Origin of the sequence: Vibrio sp. VGrn 2, from assembly GCF_009361695.1 — a bacterium.
Lineage (GTDB): Bacteria > Pseudomonadota > Gammaproteobacteria > Enterobacterales > Vibrionaceae > Vibrio > Vibrio diabolicus.
Map to the genome: position 1 here is coordinate 424,265 of NZ_RBWD01000001.1, position 18,332 is coordinate 442,596.

At 47.0% G+C, this 18,332-nt stretch carries 16 protein-coding genes; all 16 read left to right on the forward strand.

Going from position 1 to position 18,332, the window contains the following annotated elements:
- The first annotated feature begins 110 nt into the window (after positions 1–110).
- Positions 111–1,244, forward strand: coding sequence for a flagellin (locus tag D8S93_RS02060; RefSeq protein ID WP_005393103.1), 1,134 nt, complete (start codon positions 111–113; stop codon positions 1,242–1,244).
- A gap of 288 nt (positions 1,245–1,532) precedes the next feature.
- A complete protein-coding gene (locus tag D8S93_RS02065; RefSeq protein WP_006741693.1) occupies positions 1,533–2,663 on the forward strand; it encodes a flagellin in 1,131 nt (376 codons plus the stop codon).
- A 92-nt stretch (positions 2,664–2,755) separates the two neighbouring features.
- Positions 2,756–3,190 (forward strand): flagellar protein FlaG, encoded by a 435-nt coding sequence (gene flaG / locus D8S93_RS02070; protein ID WP_054868346.1) that lies wholly within the window; start codon positions 2,756–2,758, stop codon positions 3,188–3,190.
- A 21-nt stretch (positions 3,191–3,211) separates the two neighbouring features.
- Complete coding sequence (gene fliD / locus D8S93_RS02075) at positions 3,212–5,203, forward strand: flagellar filament capping protein FliD (protein ID WP_006741694.1); 1,992 nt, start codon at positions 3,212–3,214, stop codon at positions 5,201–5,203.
- 3 nt (positions 5,204–5,206) lie between these two features.
- The gene (locus D8S93_RS02080; protein ID WP_152811792.1) at positions 5,207–5,512 is read left to right on the forward strand and encodes a flagellar protein FliT; all 306 of its coding nucleotides are present in this window, start codon (positions 5,207–5,209) and stop codon (positions 5,510–5,512) included.
- Between the two features lie 12 nt (positions 5,513–5,524).
- Positions 5,525–5,935: a flagellar export chaperone FliS gene (gene fliS, locus D8S93_RS02085; protein ID WP_012841524.1), complete on the forward strand. Its 411-nt coding sequence runs from the start codon at positions 5,525–5,527 to the stop codon at positions 5,933–5,935.
- A gap of 289 nt (positions 5,936–6,224) precedes the next feature.
- Positions 6,225–7,691 carry a sigma-54 dependent transcriptional regulator gene (locus tag D8S93_RS02090; protein WP_006741695.1) on the forward strand — a complete coding sequence of 489 codons (1,467 nt, stop codon included), beginning with the start codon at positions 6,225–6,227 and terminating at the stop codon, positions 7,689–7,691.
- A 196-nt stretch (positions 7,692–7,887) separates the two neighbouring features.
- Positions 7,888–8,919 (forward strand): sensor histidine kinase, encoded by a 1,032-nt coding sequence (locus tag D8S93_RS02095; protein ID WP_006741696.1) that lies wholly within the window; start codon positions 7,888–7,890, stop codon positions 8,917–8,919.
- A gap of 36 nt (positions 8,920–8,955) precedes the next feature.
- Positions 8,956–10,365 carry a sigma-54-dependent transcriptional regulator gene (locus D8S93_RS02100; RefSeq protein WP_046875536.1) on the forward strand — a complete coding sequence of 470 codons (1,410 nt, stop codon included), beginning with the start codon at positions 8,956–8,958 and terminating at the stop codon, positions 10,363–10,365.
- A gap of 122 nt (positions 10,366–10,487) precedes the next feature.
- A complete protein-coding gene (fliE, locus tag D8S93_RS02105; RefSeq protein WP_012841525.1) occupies positions 10,488–10,799 on the forward strand; it encodes a flagellar hook-basal body complex protein FliE in 312 nt (103 codons plus the stop codon).
- Positions 10,800–10,813: 14 nt separating this feature from the next.
- Positions 10,814–12,556: a flagellar basal-body MS-ring/collar protein FliF gene (gene fliF, locus D8S93_RS02110; protein WP_006741698.1), complete on the forward strand. Its 1,743-nt coding sequence runs from the start codon at positions 10,814–10,816 to the stop codon at positions 12,554–12,556.
- Entirely contained in the window at positions 12,549–13,604 is a 1,056-nt protein-coding gene (gene fliG / locus D8S93_RS02115) for a flagellar motor switch protein FliG (RefSeq protein WP_012841526.1), read from the forward strand. Before fliF ends, fliG begins: the two co-directional genes overlap by 8 nt.
- 71 nt (positions 13,605–13,675) lie before the next feature.
- Positions 13,676–14,476, forward strand: coding sequence for a flagellar assembly protein FliH (gene fliH / locus D8S93_RS02120; RefSeq protein ID WP_152811794.1), 801 nt, complete (start codon positions 13,676–13,678; stop codon positions 14,474–14,476).
- Between the two features lie 3 nt (positions 14,477–14,479).
- Positions 14,480–15,799, forward strand: a complete 1,320-nt coding sequence (fliI, locus tag D8S93_RS02125; RefSeq protein ID WP_006741701.1) for a flagellar protein export ATPase FliI — start codon at positions 14,480–14,482, stop codon at positions 15,797–15,799.
- A 6-nt stretch (positions 15,800–15,805) separates the two neighbouring features.
- Entirely contained in the window at positions 15,806–16,249 is a 444-nt protein-coding gene (fliJ, locus tag D8S93_RS02130) for a flagellar export protein FliJ (RefSeq protein ID WP_012841527.1), read from the forward strand.
- Positions 16,250–16,432: 183 nt separating this feature from the next.
- On the forward strand, positions 16,433–18,304 hold the full coding sequence (locus D8S93_RS02135; protein WP_152811795.1) for a flagellar hook-length control protein FliK: 1,872 nt from the start codon (positions 16,433–16,435) through the stop codon (positions 18,302–18,304).
- Positions 18,305–18,332 lie beyond the last annotated feature (28 nt).

Below are 18,332 nucleotides of genomic sequence, written 5' to 3' on the forward strand. Positions count from 1 at the left end.
CCTAAAGAAATCAGTTTGAGCGCCGTTAATAAAAGTAACTTTGAGAGAACTACTTGGTTTTCCGAGACGTCGGAAACCGCTATACCGGAAAATCAATTGGAGAAATCACCATGGCAGTGAATGTAAACACTAACGTATCAGCGATGACCGCTCAGCGTTACCTAAACAACGCAAACTCAGCTCAACAAACTTCTATGGAGCGTTTGTCTTCGGGTTTCAAAATCAACAGCGCAAAAGATGACGCTGCGGGTCTACAAATTTCGAACCGTTTGAACGTACAAAGCCGTGGTTTGGATGTGGCGGTTCGCAACGCGAACGACGGTATCTCAATTGCACAAACCGCTGAAGGTGCAATGAATGAGACCACTAACATTCTTCAACGTATGCGTGACTTGTCTCTACAATCAGCAAACGGCTCAAACTCGAAATCAGAGCGTGTGGCGATTCAAGAAGAAGTGACCGCGCTAAACGACGAACTAAACCGTATCGCAGAAACCACGTCTTTCGGTGGTAACAAGCTACTAAACGGCACACACGGGGCGAAATCGTTCCAAATCGGTGCGGATAACGGTGAAGCCGTGATGCTTGAGCTAAAAGACATGCGTTCAGACAACAAAATGATGGGCGGTGTGAGCTACCAAGCTGAAAGTGGTAAAGGTAAAGACTGGAACGTTGCTGAAGGTAAGAACGACCTAAAAATCAACCTAACGGACAGCTACGGTCAAGAGCAAGAAATCAACATCAGCGCAAAAGCAGGTGACGATATCGAAGAGCTTGCGACTTACATTAACGGTCAAACTGACCTAGTGAAAGCATCAGTAGACCAAGACGGTAAACTGCAAATCTTTGCTGGCAACAACAAAGTCGAAGGCGAAGTCGAGTTTTCAGGCGGCCTATCTGGCGAGCTAGGTTTGGGCGAAGGTAAAAAAGTGACGGTAGATACTATCGACGTAACCTCAGTTGGTGGCGCACAGGAATCTGTGGCTATCATCGATGCGGCACTGAAATACGTAGACAGCCACCGCGCAGAACTGGGTGCATTCCAGAACCGTTTCAACCATGCAATCAGCAACTTGGACAACATTAACGAGAATGTGAACGCGTCGAAGAGCCGTATCAAAGATACTGACTTCGCGAAAGAAACGACTCAAATGACCAAGTCACAAATTCTATCGCAAGCGTCAAGCTCAATCCTTGCGCAAGCGAAACAAGCGCCAAACTCAGCGCTAAGTCTGCTAGGTTAATTTCAAACCTAAGACGAGAACCTCATTGGCTCGTGGTGAGAGATGAGCGAGTAAACCCAGCTTCGGCTGGGTTTTTTTCTGTCTTTTGGAGACTCAGGATTTCTGCGAATCACGACATTAGAGCTTCATCACATTTCAGTAAGCCAAAGAAAATAATCGCAAAAAATTGAAAATTTCTTCTAAAGGATATTCATCGGTCGCCGTTAAAGGGACTGAGAGAAATGAGATGTACCTAAGTGAGGTGAGAGACACGACGGTACATTCACTAAAGCCTTAAGGAGATCAATTATGGCGATTAACGTTAATACTAACGTTTCTGCGATGACTGCACAGCGTTACCTAAACCAGGCAGCTGACGGTCAACAAAAATCAATGGAGCGTTTGTCTTCGGGTTATAAAATCAATAGCGCGAAAGACGATGCTGCAGGTCTACAGATTTCAAACCGCTTGAATGCACAAAGCCGTGGCCTAGACATGGCGGTGAAAAACGCAAACGACGGTATTTCTATTGCACAGGTTGCTGAAGGTGCAATGAATGAATCTACCAACATCCTACAACGTATGCGTGACCTATCGCTTCAATCTGCGAACGGTTCTAACTCAAAAGCAGAACGTGTTGCGATCCAAGAAGAAGTAACAGCGCTAAATGACGAGCTAAACCGTATTGCTGAAACTACCTCTTTCGGTGGTAACAAGTTGCTGAACGGTACATACGGTACGCAATCTTTCCAAATCGGTGCAGACTCAGGTGAAGCAGTGATGCTGTCTATGGGTAGCTTGCGCTCAGACACTTCTGCAATGGGTGGCAAGAGCTACGCAGCAGAAGAGGGTAAAGATGCATCTTGGACTGTTGGTGAGAAAACTGAGTTCAAAATGAGCTACACCAACAAACAAGGTGAAGAGAAAGAGCTATCGATCAGCGCAAAACAAGGCGACGACATTGAGCAGCTAGCAACGTACATCAACGGTCAAAACGATGATGTAAAAGCGTCTGTTGGTGAAGATGGCAAGCTACAAGTATTTGCTTCTTCTCAAAAAGTTCAAGGTGATGTTGAGTTCTCTGGCAACCTAGCGGACGAGATCGGCTTTGGCGGTCCGAAAGACGTAACAGTGAAAGACATCGACGTAACAACAGTAGCAGGCTCTCAAGAAGCTGTGGCTGTTATCGACGGTGCCCTGAAGTCAGTAGACAGCCAACGTGCGTCACTTGGTGCTTTCCAAAACCGCTTCAACCACGCAATCAGCAACCTAGACAACATTAACGAGAACGTTAATGCGTCTAACAGCCGTATTAAAGATACTGATTACGCGAAAGAAACCACTGCGATGACTAAGTCGCAAATTCTTCAGCAAGCAAGTACTTCAATCCTGGCTCAAGCGAAGCAGTCTCCATCTGCAGCGCTAAGCTTGTTGGGCTAAGTGGTTGACCCAGCCTGAGGTAAACACCTTAGTGCTGGGGCACCAAAGCGATAGGTTCTATCGTTAGCCCATAAGGTGGAAGGGAGATTGTAATGGATATATCCTCCTACGCATCGAACATCCAGCCTTACGGCACGCCAAGTGGCACAAAGTTTGCAAATAAAAATGGCAATGATATAGGCACGTCTAGCCCAGCAAATTCAAATGGTGAGGTTTCGCAGCAAAAAGCGAAAGACACCGAATACGACTTCTCTGTTCAAGCAGCGATCGAGATGGCAGAAAGCCGTCAAGAGCTGAACAAAGAAGAACGTGAAAAATTGGTCGCGCAAATGAATGAGTTTGTGATGTCCATAAACAAAGGAGTCGCGTTTCGAGTGGATGAGGAATCCGGGAGAGATGTGGTGACGATTTACGAAGCCAAAACGGGCGACGTGATTCGTCAAATTCCTGATGAAGAAATGCTAGTGGTATTGCGTCGCCTAGCTGAGCACACAGCCAACAGCGGGTTGTTGACTGAAAAAGTGTAAGTCGTTTTTAGAGGTGATTTGATGAGTTTAGGCCCTTTGGGGATGTCTGGCGGCATGGATATCAATTCCATGGTCAGCAAAATTGTGGATGCCGAACGCGTACCAAAGCAGCAACGCATTGACAACGAGCGCACGACAATTAATGCCAGTATCAGTGCCTACGGGCGACTCAGAGAATCACTGGATACGATGAAAAATCTCATGGCGAACTTTCGTCAAGAGAAAGCGTTTGCCGTTCGTACTGTTGAAACGACAGACGACAATATCGTATCTGCTACTGCAACTACAGATGCTATCGCTGGCAAATATGCTATCGATGTGTTGCAGCTTGCCCAGAGCCACAAAGTCGCTTCTGACGTACTGCCAGAAGACGCAAAGTTTGGCCCTGGTAAGCTGCAGATTTCGCTTGGTGATGACACCTTCAACGTGAACGTTCGTTCGAGCTCCAAGCTCGCAGATGTCGTACGCGGCATCAATGGCTCAAAAGACAACCCCGGTGTTCGAGCATCTCTCATTAACGACGTTGAAGGACCACGCCTTATCCTTGCCTCAAATCTCTCTGGTAAGGATCATCAAATCAGAGTCAGTGTGGAGGCCGACAAAGGCAACCCTCTAAAGTATTTCGAATATCAAACACTTGAAGACCGTGTTAATGCGCTTGAAGAAGCTCGTTCAGCGGCGGAAGAAGTGTTAGGTCCTCTTCAATTCCCAGAGCAACCAGTAGAACTGGATGCAAACGGCAATCCTCTACCTCCAGAAGAGCAAAAAGCGGCAGAAAATGGACAAGATGATGGCTCCCAAGAGCCAATCTCTGCTGCGGGTGCAGAAGCCGCTAAAGCTGGGCAGGAAGCGATTGATGAAGCCAACCGACGCGCAAGTTTGCGCCCTGAAGACCGAATTCCAGGGTGGACAGAAACTGCGTCAGGCACTTTGCTGGATTCTTATGAAGAGCCAGAGCTCGAACTCGACGAGAAAGCAATAGAGAAGGCACCAGATGTACCGGGTTGGAGTAATGCGGCATCAGGCACATTAACCGACTCTTACGTTACGACGAAAGAGGCCAAGCAGCTTCTTGAGCAAGAAAAAGCTGAAATTGAGCAAAAAATTGCGAGTGAAAAACAAGCGCTAGACGCAAAAGTTGAACGTGGTGAATTGACCGAAGAGCAAGCGAAACAAATTCATCGCGCTAAGCTGGATCCTCAAGAGCGTGAACGTTTAGAAAAAATTGATGAAGCAGAAGCGAAAATCGCAAAAGCGCAATCTGCTTTTGAAGAATACCTTGGTATGACAGAGGTACAAGCAGGGCAAGATTCAGAAGTTCTGCTTGATGGAGTAGCAAAGCTATCTAGTCACAACAATGTGATTGAAGATGCCATAGAAGGTGTTGATTTAACACTTAAAGGCAAATCAGAACCGAACAAGCCACCTGCTGAAATTGGCGTCGAATACGATCGTCAGAGTGTGCGTAACGACATCGAAAACTTTGTGGCTGCGTATAACTCGTTTTATCAAACGTCTCAAGCGTTGGCGAGTGTGGATCCGGTCACTGGTCAAAAAGGACCGTTGTCGGGTGACAGTACCGTACGCAGCGCAGACTCACGATTAAAATCGGTATTTTCCACTCAAATTGATAAAGCGCCTGAAAACCTAAAGTCATTAACTGAATTTGGCATTACTACCACGCGTCAAGGTACCTTAGAAATCAACTATGACATGTTGGATCGTCAGTTGAACAACAACTTCAACGAGCTAGAAAAGTTCTTCGGTGGCAACACAGGTTTTGCTAAACGAGTCGAAGACGCGATTCATGGTATTACAGGCATTACAGGCAGCATTCGTACTCGAGAAAAAAGTCTTACAGAACAAAATTATCGTTTGAGTGATGATCAAGCGGCATTAGATCGCCGCATGGAAAGCCTAGAAAAGCGCACTCACGCGAAGTTTACCGCCATGCAAGATGCGACTGGCAAAATGCAAGGTCAGTTAGGTGCCTTAATGAGTGCGTTGGGTTAATAAATGCAAAAGGAACTCATAGATATTAGTGATATAGATCAACTAATTACGCAAGAATTGGAAAAAGTCGACTTTAATACTGAAGAAATTCTTCGCTTGGTCGATATCAGGGAACGGTTATTGCAGAACCTGTTACCAATTATTCATCAAAATCCTTTGGTTAAGCAGGATGCAGAGTGGCAAGCGTTGCTTACTCGTACCAAAAGAATTGTCGAGCTGATGCAATCGGAAACGTCAAAGGTCGGAAAAGAACTTCATAAGTTTCGTTATGGCCAGCGTTCGCTTCAGCAGTACAAAAAATTTATTTAAAAGAGGATTACTATGCGCGGTTCTTTGCAAGCATACAAAAAGGTATCAGTCGACAGCCAGCTAAGCGCGGCTTCTCCGCACAAAGTCATTCAAATGCTTATGGCTGGTGCGATTGAGCGCCTTATTCAAGGTAAAGCGGCCATGCAAGCAGGCAACATTCCAGCAAAAGGTGAGCGTTTAGGTAAAGCGCTAGACATCATTATTGCGCTACGTAGCTGTCTATCGATGGATGACGGTGGTGATATTGCTTCAAACTTAGATTCACTCTATGAGTTTATGATCACGCAAATTTCAGCTGCTAACCATCAAAATGATCCTCAACTGATCGACGACGTTATCGACATTATCCGTGAGATCAAATCCGCTTGGGACCAAATCCCTACAGAGTTTCATAATCTTACAGCAGCTGAAGTCGGTATTTAATAACCAAAACAACGCGTTAAGATATTAGAGGAATATATTTGTCAATTGCGCAACGAGTTGTGTAGCAAAGTTTCTATCAAGCTCACACCTCTTTATTGCTTGGTTGCCTTATTTTTATATTCAAATAAAATAGAAGCCATTAGTAGCCCTAATGGCTTTTTTTGTTGCTGATTTTCCTATTTTGTCTATCGTAAATTGAGTGTGGTGGTTCTGCCTTCTTTTAGCACCCAATTGCGCAAATCAAGGTTTGGCCGCAACGCACCTAAAATAAAGGCAATCATTCTTACTTATGCAAGGTTTGGCAAAGCTGCTTGTAATTGATGATGACGCATCAAGTCGTTTAAATTTAAGCAATATATTGGAATTTGTTGGAGAAAATTGCGAAGCGGTCAGTTCTGATCAGCTCAGCGATGTTGATTGGTCTAGCGTATGGTCGTGCTGTATTGTTGGTAACATTCCAGCAGGTCAAGCGGCGAATACGGTTATCTCTCATTTAAACAGCGCCTACCACATCCCACTTTTAGTCATGGGCCGATTTCCGTTGCCCGTGGATGATCTTCCAAATTTTGTAGGTGAGCTAGAACTACCTCTTAATTACCCACAGCTTAGTGAGGCGTTACGCCACTGCAAAGATTTTCTGGGTCGAAAAGGGGTCAATGTCGTTGCCAGTGCACGAAAAAACACGCTTTTTCGCAGCTTAGTTGGTCAAAGCAGAGGTATTCAAGAAGTTCGTCACCTGATCGAGCAAGTCTCAGACACTGAGGCAAACGTGTTGATCTTGGGTGAATCTGGTACTGGTAAAGAAGTCGTTGCGCGTAACATTCACTATCATTCGTCCTACAGCAGTGGTGCCTTTGTGCCCATTAACTGTGGTGCAATACCGCCTGAGCTTCTAGAAAGTGAATTGTTTGGCCACGAAAAAGGCGCGTTTACTGGTGCGTTAACGGCGCGTAAAGGTCGATTTGAGCTCGCAGACGGTGGCACGATCTTTCTTGATGAGATTGGCGATATGCCGATGTCGATGCAAGTGAAGTTACTTCGCGTATTGCAAGAGCGCTGCTTCGAACGCGTGGGTGGCAATAGCACCATCAAGGTCAATGTTCGAGTTGTCGCGGCAACACACCGTAATCTAGAAAGTATGATTGAAGAAGGCACGTTCCGAGAAGACTTGTTCTATCGTTTGAACGTGTTTCCAATCGAGATGCCTGCGCTGAAAGAGCGCAAACAAGATATTCCATTGCTGCTGCAAGAATTGATGACGCGTCTGGAAGCGGAGGGTGGTCAGCCTATCTGTTTTACCCCTCGTGCGATCAATTCACTGATGGAGCACAATTGGCCGGGGAACGTGCGTGAGTTAGCCAACCTTGTTGAGCGAATGATCATTCTGTACCCAAATAGCTTGGTCGATGTAAACCACTTACCAACCAAATATCGCTACAGTGATATCCCGGAGTTCCAACCAGAAAGTAATCCGTTTATTTCGGTTGAAGAACAAGAGCGTGATGTGTTCCAAGACATCTTCTCAGAAGACTTTAGCTTTGATGATCAAGACGATCTTGACCACAGCATGAACGCTCCGCAAGCGCTGCCGCCTGAAGGTGTAAATCTGAAAGAGCTGTTGGCTGATTTAGAAGTTAATATGATCAGCCAAGCGTTAGAAGCACAAGGTGGAGTCGTGGCACGAGCCGCTGATATGTTGGGTATGCGACGCACAACGTTGGTGGAAAAAATGCGTAAGTACAACTTACAACGCTAGGCAACGTTGAGATTTAAGACGATATCTAAATCATTTGGGCTATTTAGCATCGTTTTTCTGACACCAAAAACCGTTATCTGAGGGTGTCAACTTATTGTCGATGACTTAACGTCATGATAAATATAAAAAATAGCTTGGTACGCTAATTGCTTACCAAGCTATTTTAGTTTTAGCGGCGATATTTCGACAGGCAGTAATGGATAACAACACCAACCAATCCCATTTAGATTCCGTAGAAAATCAGGTTGAGCGCTATAAGCAGGTGCTTGATGTGATGCCTGCCGGAGTGATTCTGCTCGACACGTTCGGCATAGTGCGTGAAGCAAACCCAGAGGCGCACCGAATTCTTGAGATTCCACTGGTTAATGAAAAATGGTTCAACATTATTCAGGCGGTGTTTGATCCTCGTGAGGATGATGGTCACGAAGTTTCCCTGCGGAATGGTCGTAAAGTTCGATTAGCCATTTCGGCTTCTACGACAGGTCAATTGATCCTGATTACCGATTTAACCGAAACTCGCTTACTTCAAGCTCGTGTGAGTGATTTACAACGCTTGTCGTCGTTAGGGCGTATGGTAGCGTCACTTGCTCATCAAGTAAGAACGCCGCTATCGAGCGCCATGCTATATGCATCCAATTTGGGAGCGCCAAACCTTCCACCAGCGACAAGGGATCGCTTTCAAACCAAATTAATGGATCGACTGCACGATTTGGAAAAGCAGGTTAATGATATGCTGCTTTTTGCTAAAGGTGGTGATAATAAAGTCATTAAGCCATTTACGATTGCTCAGTTGGTGGCGGAATATCAGCCGATGGTCGAAACCGCGCTAAAAAATAACGGTATTGATTACTGCCTAGAAGTGGAAGAAGAACAAACTGAGTTGCTAGGCAATGCGAATGCGATTGCATCCGCGTTGAGCAACCTTGTCATGAATGCGATTCAGATGTCTGGTAAAGAGTCGCAAGTCGATATTTTTTTCCGCCCGGTAAATGGCGAGTTGCGCATTTCAGTGCAAGACAGCGGACCGGGTGTACCTGAAGAACTACAAGCCAAAATTATGGAGCCATTTTTTACCACGCGTTCTCAAGGAACCGGGTTAGGGCTGGCTGTTGTTCAGATGGTTTGCCGTGCCCATGACGGTCGATTGGAACTTATTTCAGAGCAGGGTGATGGAGCCTGCTTTACCATGTGCATTCCGCTAGAGCGAGTGCAACCAGAAGCGCAGTAAGCAGCTTCTGGTAATAACAATTACTGGAGAATCAGAATGGCGCAAAGCAAAGTGCTGATCGTAGAAGACGATGAAGGTCTTCGTGAAGCCCTAGTGGATACTCTGGCTCTGGCAGGGTATGAGTGGTTAGAAGCTGACTGTGCGGAAGACGCACTACTAAAACTCAAATCGAATACTGTCGATATCGTCGTTTCTGACGTGCAAATGGCAGGTATGGGTGGGTTGGCTCTGCTCAAAAATATCAAGCAGAATTGGCCTAACTTACCAGTACTGTTAATGACGGCGTACGCCAACATTGAAGATGCCGTGTCGGCAATGAAAGACGGCGCGATTGACTACATGGCGAAACCATTTGCACCAGAAGTGTTGCTAAATATGGTCAGTCGATATGCACCGATCAAAAGCGATGACAATGGTGACGCGGTCGTGGCAGATGAAAAAAGTCTGCGTCTACTTGCTTTGGCCGATAAAGTGGCACGAACAGATGCGAATGTTATGGTGCTAGGTCCGAGTGGCTCAGGTAAAGAAGTGATGTCGCGTTATATTCACAACGCATCAAACCGTAAAGATGGTCCATTCGTTGCGATCAACTGTGCGGCAATTCCAGATAACATGCTGGAAGCGACACTATTTGGTTATGAGAAAGGCGCGTTCACTGGCGCTGTTCAAGCGTGTCCGGGTAAGTTTGAACAAGCGCAAGGCGGCACAATCTTGCTGGATGAAATCAGCGAAATGGACTTAAACCTGCAAGCGAAACTATTACGTGTTTTGCAAGAGCGTGAAGTGGAGCGCCTTGGCAGTCGTAAGAGCATCAAGCTGGATGTACGCGTGCTGGCGACCAGTAACCGTGATCTCAAGCAGTACGTCTCAGAAGGCAACTTCCGTGAAGATTTATACTACCGCCTGAATGTGTTCCCAATTGCGTGGCCAGCACTGAACGAACGCAAAGGCGATATTGCGCCACTTGCCAAGCATCTTGCTGAGCGTCATTGCAGCAAGATGGGGATGCCAGTGCCTCAATTTTCAGCCGTTGCGGTAGAAAAACTGCTGCAATACCCTTGGCCAGGTAACGTTCGTGAGCTGGATAACGTGGTGCAACGAGCTCTTATCTTAAGTGAGAATGGTGATATCGACGCTGAGCACATCTTACTAGAAGGGGTGGATTGGCAAGATGCCAACAGCTTGCAGCATGTGGTTCAAAATGCAGAGATGGTTGTACCTAATGTTAAGCCAGTCGCTCAACCTGAGAGTGTGAACCGTCCGGTATCTGGCGGGGAGGGCTTGGGCAGCGAGCTGCGTGACCAAGAATACGCCATTATTTTGGAAACCTTGGTGGAGTGTAACGGCCGACGCAAAGAAATGGCGGAGAAACTGGGCATAAGCCCACGAACCTTGCGCTACAAACTTGCCAAAATGCGTGATGCTGGTATAGATATCCCAAATTAATATGTGCAATCGCCATAAGACAAAAAGTGTAAGCAAACCGCTAACTAATGTCTTATGGCACGTTAATTGCTGTGTTAATAATCAGTTTTGTTAATAGTCAATCTTTTGGCTTAGAGGTGCTAATGAAAGTTGATGGTATTCAGGCAGAAATGCGCGCCATGATGGTAGAAGCAACCAATACTGCTCCTACTGCAAGTGGGGCGAAAGTTGGAGCAGATTTTAATGATCTCCTAACTAAAGCCATCAATAACGTGAACACACTTCAAAAAGCATCCGGTGACTTACAAACCCGTTTTGATCGTGGTGATGCCGATGTTTCCCTTTCTGACGTTATGATTGCTCGTAACAAGTCTAGTGTCGCTTTTGATGCGACGGTTCAAATTCGCAATAAACTCGTTGAGGCGTATAAAGACCTCATGAACATGCCAGTGTAATTTAGGTAATAAGTGTGGCAGACAAGTCTACAGATTTAACCGTCACTGAAGGCGGCTCAGATGGTGCACTGGTAGCAAGTTCCGACGTAGATGTGGAGAGTCAAAATCCAGATCTAGAGGAGCGCAGTGCGTCAAAATTTGATATGGCAGTGGGTGACCTTGATTTACTTCGTCAAGTTGTACTTGTGCTGTCAATCTCCATCTGTGTTGCATTGATCGTGATGCTGTTCTTTTGGGTCAAAGAGCCGGAGATGCGCCCGCTTGGAGCGTATGAGACCGAAGAGTTGATCCCCGTTTTGGATTATCTGGACCAGCAAAAAATCAATTACAAGCTTGATGGTAATACCATTTCTGTTGAATCGAGCGAATACAACTCGATCAAACTTGGCATGGTTCGCTCGGGCGTAAACCAAGCCACAGAGGCGGGCGATGATATTTTGCTGCAAGATATGGGCTTTGGCGTATCACAACGTTTAGAGCAAGAGCGCCTTAAACTCAGTCGAGAACGTCAGTTGGCTCAAGCGATTGAGGAAATGAAGCAAGTTCGTAAAGCGCGAGTCTTATTGGCGCTACCAAAGCACAGTGTTTTTGTGCGTCATAACCAAGAAGCATCAGCGTCCGTATTTTTGACACTGTCGACTGGTACGAACCTCAAACAGCAAGAAGTTGATTCTATCGTCGACATGGTGGCGAGTGCCGTTCCGGGAATGAAAACTTCCCGCATTACCGTCACAGATCAGCATGGTCGTTTGCTCAGTTCAGGCTCTCAAGACCCTGCTTCTGCTGCGCGACGCAAAGAGCAAGAATTAGAGCGTAGCCAGGAACAAGCGCTGCGTGAAAAAATTGATTCAGTGCTATTACCTATTTTAGGTTATGGCAACTACACGGCGCAGGTCGATATCCAAATGGATTTCAGCGCGGTTGAACAAACTCGCAAACGCTTTGATCCCAATACCCCTGCAACCCGCAGTGAGTACGCATTAGAAGATTACAATAACGGCAATATGGTAGCGGGTATTCCGGGGGCGTTAAGTAATCAGCCTCCAGCGGATGCCTCTATTCCGCAAGATGTGGCTCAGATGAAAGACGGTTCTGTCATGGGACAGGGTTCGGTGCGTAAAGAATCCACGCGTAACTTTGAGCTTGATACCACCATCAGCCATGAGCGTAAGCAGACAGGGACGGTTGCTCGTCAGACAGTTTCTGTTGCGATTAAGGACCGTCGTCAGGTCAACCCAGATACGGGAGAAGTGACCTATACCCCTATGTCCGAATCGGAAATCAATGCCATTCGCCAAGTCTTAATTGGTACGGTCGGTTTTGACCAAGGCCGTGGTGATTTGTTGAATGTACTGAGTGTGAAGTTTGCAGAGCCTGAGGCTGAACAGCTGGAAGAACCACCAATTTGGGAGCACCCTAACTTCAGTGACTGGGTTCGTTGGTTCGCAAGTGCATTGGTGATCATCGTTGTTGTGTTGGTTCTGGTTCGCCCAGCAATGAAGAAATTGCTTAACCCTACCAGTGATGACGAAGACGAAATGTACGGACCAGACGGCTTGCCGATTGGCGCGGATGGTGAAACTAGCCTGATTGGCAGCGACATTGAAAGCAGCGAACTGTTTGAGTTTGGTTCAAGTATTGATTTGCCAAACCTTCATAAAGATGAAGATGTATTGAAAGCGGTTCGCGCTCTGGTTGCGAATGAACCTGAACTTGCTGCTCAAGTAGTGAAAAACTGGATGAATGACAATGGCTAACGATATCGTACCTCAAGATGACAACGCCGCGGGAATGCCAGTTGAGCTGGATGTCTCAACCATTACTGGCGAAGAAAAAGCAGCAATTTTGCTACTGAGCCTCAATGAACAAGATGCCGCTGGCATTATTCGTCACCTAGAGCCAAAACAGGTCCAGCGTGTGGGTAGTGCGATGGCTAAGGCGAAAGATCTCAGCCAAGACAAGGTGTCAGCCGTTCACCGTGCGTTTTTGGAGGACATCCAGAAATACACCAACATCGGCATGGGCAGCGAAGACTTCATGCGTAATGCGCTGGTGGCGGCTCTTGGTGAAGACAAAGCCAACAACTTGGTTGACCAGATCCTACTTGGTACGGGTTCAAAAGGCTTGGATTCGCTGAAATGGATGGACCCACGACAAGTGGCGAGCATCATTGTCAACGAACACCCGCAGATCCAAACCATCGTCTTGTCTTATTTAGAAGCAGACCAATCCGCGGAGATTTTGTCTCAGTTCCCTGAGCGCGTGCGTTTGGATTTGATGATGCGTATTGCCAACCTTGAAGAAGTTCAGCCATCGGCACTGGCAGAGCTGAACGAAATCATGGAGAAACAGTTCGCGGGTCAAGCTGGCGCTCAAGCAGCCAAGATTGGCGGCCTGAAAGCGGCAGCGGAGATCATGAACTATCTAGACAACAACGTTGAAGGTTTGTTGATGGAACAGATTCGCGATCAAGACGAAGACATGGCGACGCAAATTCAAGACTTGATGTTTGTCTTCGAAAACTTAGTCGAAGTGGACGATCAAGGTATTCAGAAATTGCTGCGTGATGTGCCACAAGACGTGTTGCAAAAAGCACTTAAAGGTGCCGACGATTCTCTGCGTGAGAAGGTATTTAAGAACATGTCGAAACGAGCGGCTGAGATGATGCGTGATGACATCGAAGCGATGCCGCCAGTTCGCGTGGCGGATGTCGAAGCGGCACAGAAAGAAATCCTGGCGATCGCTCGTCGCATGGCCGATGCAGGCGAACTCATGTTGTCTGGCGGTGCGGACGAGTTCTTATAATCTCTATTGCTCCGCGATTATCCTATTGCGGAGCACCCTCACTTCTTAATCGAATACATAATAGGTAACCCATGGCTGGCGAAAGAAAACGTGGATTTATCCGTCCTGATGAAGATGGTTCGATGATCGAACCACAACGTTGGGGGTTGCCTGATTACGGTGAGCCCAAAGCCAAGCAAGCAAAACAAACCGCGTTTAACTATGACCCGGGTTGGGTACCGAATCTTGAAGAACCAGAAGAAGAGCAAGCACTTGAGCTAACCGAAGAGCAGATAGAGCTGATCAAGCAAGGCGCTTATCAGGAAGGTTTGTATCAAGGTCAAGAAGCCGGCTTTAAGCAAGGTTACGACAAAGGCAAAGAAGAAGGCCTGCAAGCGGGCCATGCTGAAGGGCTGGAGCTTGGAAAAGCCGAAGGCGTGACCGCAGGTCAAGAATATATTCAGCAGCAAGTTGAAACCTTTATGAACTTAGCGAACCAGTTTGCTCAGCCGTTAGAGCTAATGAATGCTCAGGTTGAAAAGCAGCTGGTGGACATGGTGCTCTGTTTAGTTAAAGAAGTCGTGCATGTCGAAGTACAAACCAACCCTCAAATTATTTTAGACACGGTTAAGCAGTCGGTTGAAGCGCTGCCAATATCAGGTCACCCTATTACCTTGCACCTGAATACAGAAGACGTTGCGATTATTCGTTCAGCCTACGGCGAAGAAGACCTTGATTGCCGCAACTGGACGTTGGTTGCTGAGCCATCACTCAATCGAGGCGACGTCCAAATTGAAGCGGGTGAGTCAAGCATTAACTACCGTATGGAAGAGCGCGTCAAAAGCGTGTTGCACAGTTTTTGTGGTGCAAACCGTCATCAAGAGGGTGAATAATCCATGCAAGCATTGGCTGACCGTTTAAGAAACTACAAAGTTGAAGGCTTAACGACGCGCCCAGTTGCCTCTGGCAAACTGGTTCGAGTGGTTGGGTTAACGTTGGAAGCGACAGGCTGTCGCGCGCCAATTGGCAGTTTATGCTTAGTGGAAACCATGTCCGGTCAGATGGAAGCCGAGGTCGTCGGTTTTTCAGGTGATAACCTATTTTTGATGCCAAGCGAGCAAATTACGGGCATTTTGCCTGGCGCTAGAGTGACGCCATTAACCAGTGACGCTGGCTTGCCTGTTGGCATGGAGTTGCTTGGTCGAGTGATTGACGGGGTTGGTAATCCGCTTGATGGACTTGGCCCGTTGTATACCGATCATCGCGCCTCTTTTAATGCTGAGCCAATCAACCCGCTGGCTCGAAAGCCAATTTCAGAGCCACTTGATGTGGGCTTGAAAGCGATTAACGGATTATTGACGGTAGGTAAAGGTCAGCGTATCGGTCTGTTTGCCGGCTCTGGTGTGGGTAAATCGGTCACGCTTGGCATGATGACGCGAGGTACAACCGCACAAGTTGTTGTGGTCGGTCTGATAGGTGAGCGTGGACGCGAAGTTAAAGAGTTTATCGAAGAGATTTTAGGTGAGGATGGACGACGTCGCTCTGTCGTGGTGGCTGCGCCTGCCGATGCTTCACCATTGATGCGTTTGAAAGGCTGTCAAACCGCCTTAACCATTGCCGAGTACTTTCGCGATCAAGGTTTGGACGTTCTGTTATTGATGGATTCCTTGACGCGTTTTGCGCAAGCACAGCGTGAAATCGCCCTTTCTGTTGGTGAGCCGCCAGCGACAAAAGGCTATCCGCCTTCTGTGTTCGCCAAGCTACCTGCTTTGGTTGAGCGTGCGGGTAACGGAAGCGCCGAACAAGGCTCAATTACGGCGTTCTTTACCGTGTTGACCGAGGGCGATGATTTACAAGACCCGATTGCGGATGCATCGCGGGCAATTCTTGATGGTCACATTGTGCTGTCCCGTGAAATGGCGGATGCAGGTCATTATCCTGCGATTGACGTCGAAAAGTCGGTTAGCCGTGTTATGCCGCAAATCACCACTGAAGAACATGTTCTGATGTCGAAAGCGGTACGTCAGGTCTTGTCGATTTGCCGCAAGAACCAAGATTTGGTCTCGATTGGGGCGTACAAGCCGGGCACCGATCCTGCTATCGATGGCGCGTTTACATTGAAGCCAAAGTTAGACGAATACTTACAGCAGAGCATGAAAGAATCGGTGCCATACGATATGTGCGTCAACATGCTTAGAAACATTTTGGGCGGGTGATAGCGCATGAACAATGCGATGGAGTTCCTACTTGAGCAGACTAAAGAGCGTGAAGATCAGGCCGTACTTGCGCTGAACAAAGCGCGTTCTGAACTTGAAGATTATTACCGTCAGGTTGAGCAAATCGAAAAGTATCGCCTTGATTATTGCCAACAGCTTATCGACCGTGGGCAGGCAGGCTTAACGGCAAGCGAATATGGGCATTTAAATCGCTTTCTCACTCAGCTAGACGAAACGTTATCTAAGCAGAAACAAGCGGAAAGTCATTTCAAAGAACAGGTAGAAAACTGTCAAGAATACTGGTTAACAGTACGCAAAGAACGTAAATCCTATGAGTGGATGATCGAAAAGCGTGAGAAAGAGAAACAGCTTGCGGAAGCCAAACGGGAACAAAAGCAAATGGACGAGTTTTCAACGTTGCTTTACAGCCGTCGAGCGAAGCCTTTTTAATGTTTAAAAGTTGATGTTGCTTCCACTTATAACACTCGTTTTGTCATTGCAGCAATGAGCTTGTTATTGGCGTAATTTTTGCAGATATCTTTGTAGATGATCATCCCAATAACCTAAATTTGCCACCGTGTGCAATTTAGCAGCGGCCTAGCGCTCGAAGCTGCTGATAATGAGAATTTCTATATGAATGTGAATTTGTCCAATGTGTCTGCGACGAGCAAGACCTCAGTGTCTGACTCTGCCGCACAAGCACCTACAGAAAATGCGGAGAACAAGGGATTTTTAGAAACCTTGACGGATGCGTTTTCAGGTTCACAAAAATCAGAAAAAGTAGCAACGAAATCACTAAACGGTGAAGACCAAAATAGTGCCGAGATTAACAAGCTTTCGTCTGGCAAAGCTGATAGTCAAGAAGTGGTCACAGACGTGGCTCAAGCGAGCAGTAACGACGCCGAAGAGTTGTTGGCGCAAGAAAGCCATCAAGAGCAAAGCCGCTCTGGCGACACTCTGACAGAGCATGCGAACACCATTCAAAGTGATGAAGCAAGCCTACTGGAAGCCAAACAAGGCGCGTACTCGCAAAATGATGCTGATGTCACTGAGAAAGTAGGTTCACTCTCTAACATACCTCCAGCTGCTAATGGCGCAAAAAGCGCGATGGGTGAAGGACAACAGCTGCTTGGTCGTATTGAACAAGCGAATCAAACCTTGAAAGCGAATAATGCATCCATCGATAGTGGCAAAGTTTTGCCTCAACGAGCGGGTTTAGAACACTCGTTCAACGGGCAAACAACAGACATTGATGAACTTGCTTTGAATGACATGCCATCAGCTCAATCGCTTGAACAAGTGCAGGCAATGGCCGGGCAAGGCTTAGAGCCAATTTTAGATAAGCATGGTCAACCTATCGATGTCGATAAGCTCTCGTCTGAGTTTGCTACTTGGCAAGGTCTGGCTAAACAAGTCAGTCACCCAACCGAGAAGGGCATGGTCAGTGGTGACGTTGCCAATGAACTATCGCCACTGGAGGTGGGTTTGGATGGCTCTAAAATTGATGCGCTTCAGCGTGTTTCTTTGGATGAACTCGAACTCATAGATACCAAACTGGCGCAGGGAAAACCACTGACTCAGCAAGAAACAGAGATCATAGAAGGGTTGAAAAAAGGGACGGTCATTGCCGATATTCCTGAGCAAGATCTTGCCCAGTTTGTTGCGCTTCCTACTGACGTTAAACAGGTTCTTGCCGAGCAGCAAGTACAACATCATTTGGCTCGTCAGGCTACACCTATGGGGATGTCTCAGCAAGCCCTTCATTTGGCGACTCAATCAGCTCAGCCGCAAGCTGTTCAGAGTGCAGATAAAGTCGCAGTATCTCCGATGCCAGAAGCGTTGGCCGCAACTCATGTGCCGACAGCGCTTCAAGGCGTAAAGGACGGAGAGGTTAACCAGAAAGTTGTGAATGCCGCATTGACTGCTGGTGCACTTAAAGCGACAGCGGATAAGCAAGATAAACCAGAACTTCAACATGGTTTAGCGGGGCAGCTTCAGGCGATGGCGGGTCAACAAGGAACAAACGTGCAGCAACAAGCGCGTATTGATGCCGCGCAGCAAGCTCAGCTTCCGTTGCAACTGACCAAAGAGTTGGCCAATGAGCAAGTGGCGGAAAAAGTGCAAATGATGATGTCGAAGAACCTAAAAAACCTCGATATTCGTCTTGATCCACCAGAATTAGGTCGTATGCAAATTCGTATGACGATGAACAACGATGTGGCTAATGTGCATTTTACGGTGAACAACCCGCAAGCGCGTGACATCATTGAACAGACGCTTCCTCGCTTGAGAGAGATGTTGGCGCAGCAGGGCATGCAACTGGCTGATTCTTCTGTTCAGCAACAAAACAGCGGGCAGCAGCAAGGTAGGTATACTGCTGAGCAACATGGTCAAAGTGCTCAAGGCAGCGGTTTTTCTGGACAATCAGAAGAGAGCTTTGATGCTGACGTCAATCTGGATTTGAATGTGGCTTCAAAGCGTGATGGAATTAGTTTTTACGCATAACAGGCCGTTTAAAGGCAATAATACAAGG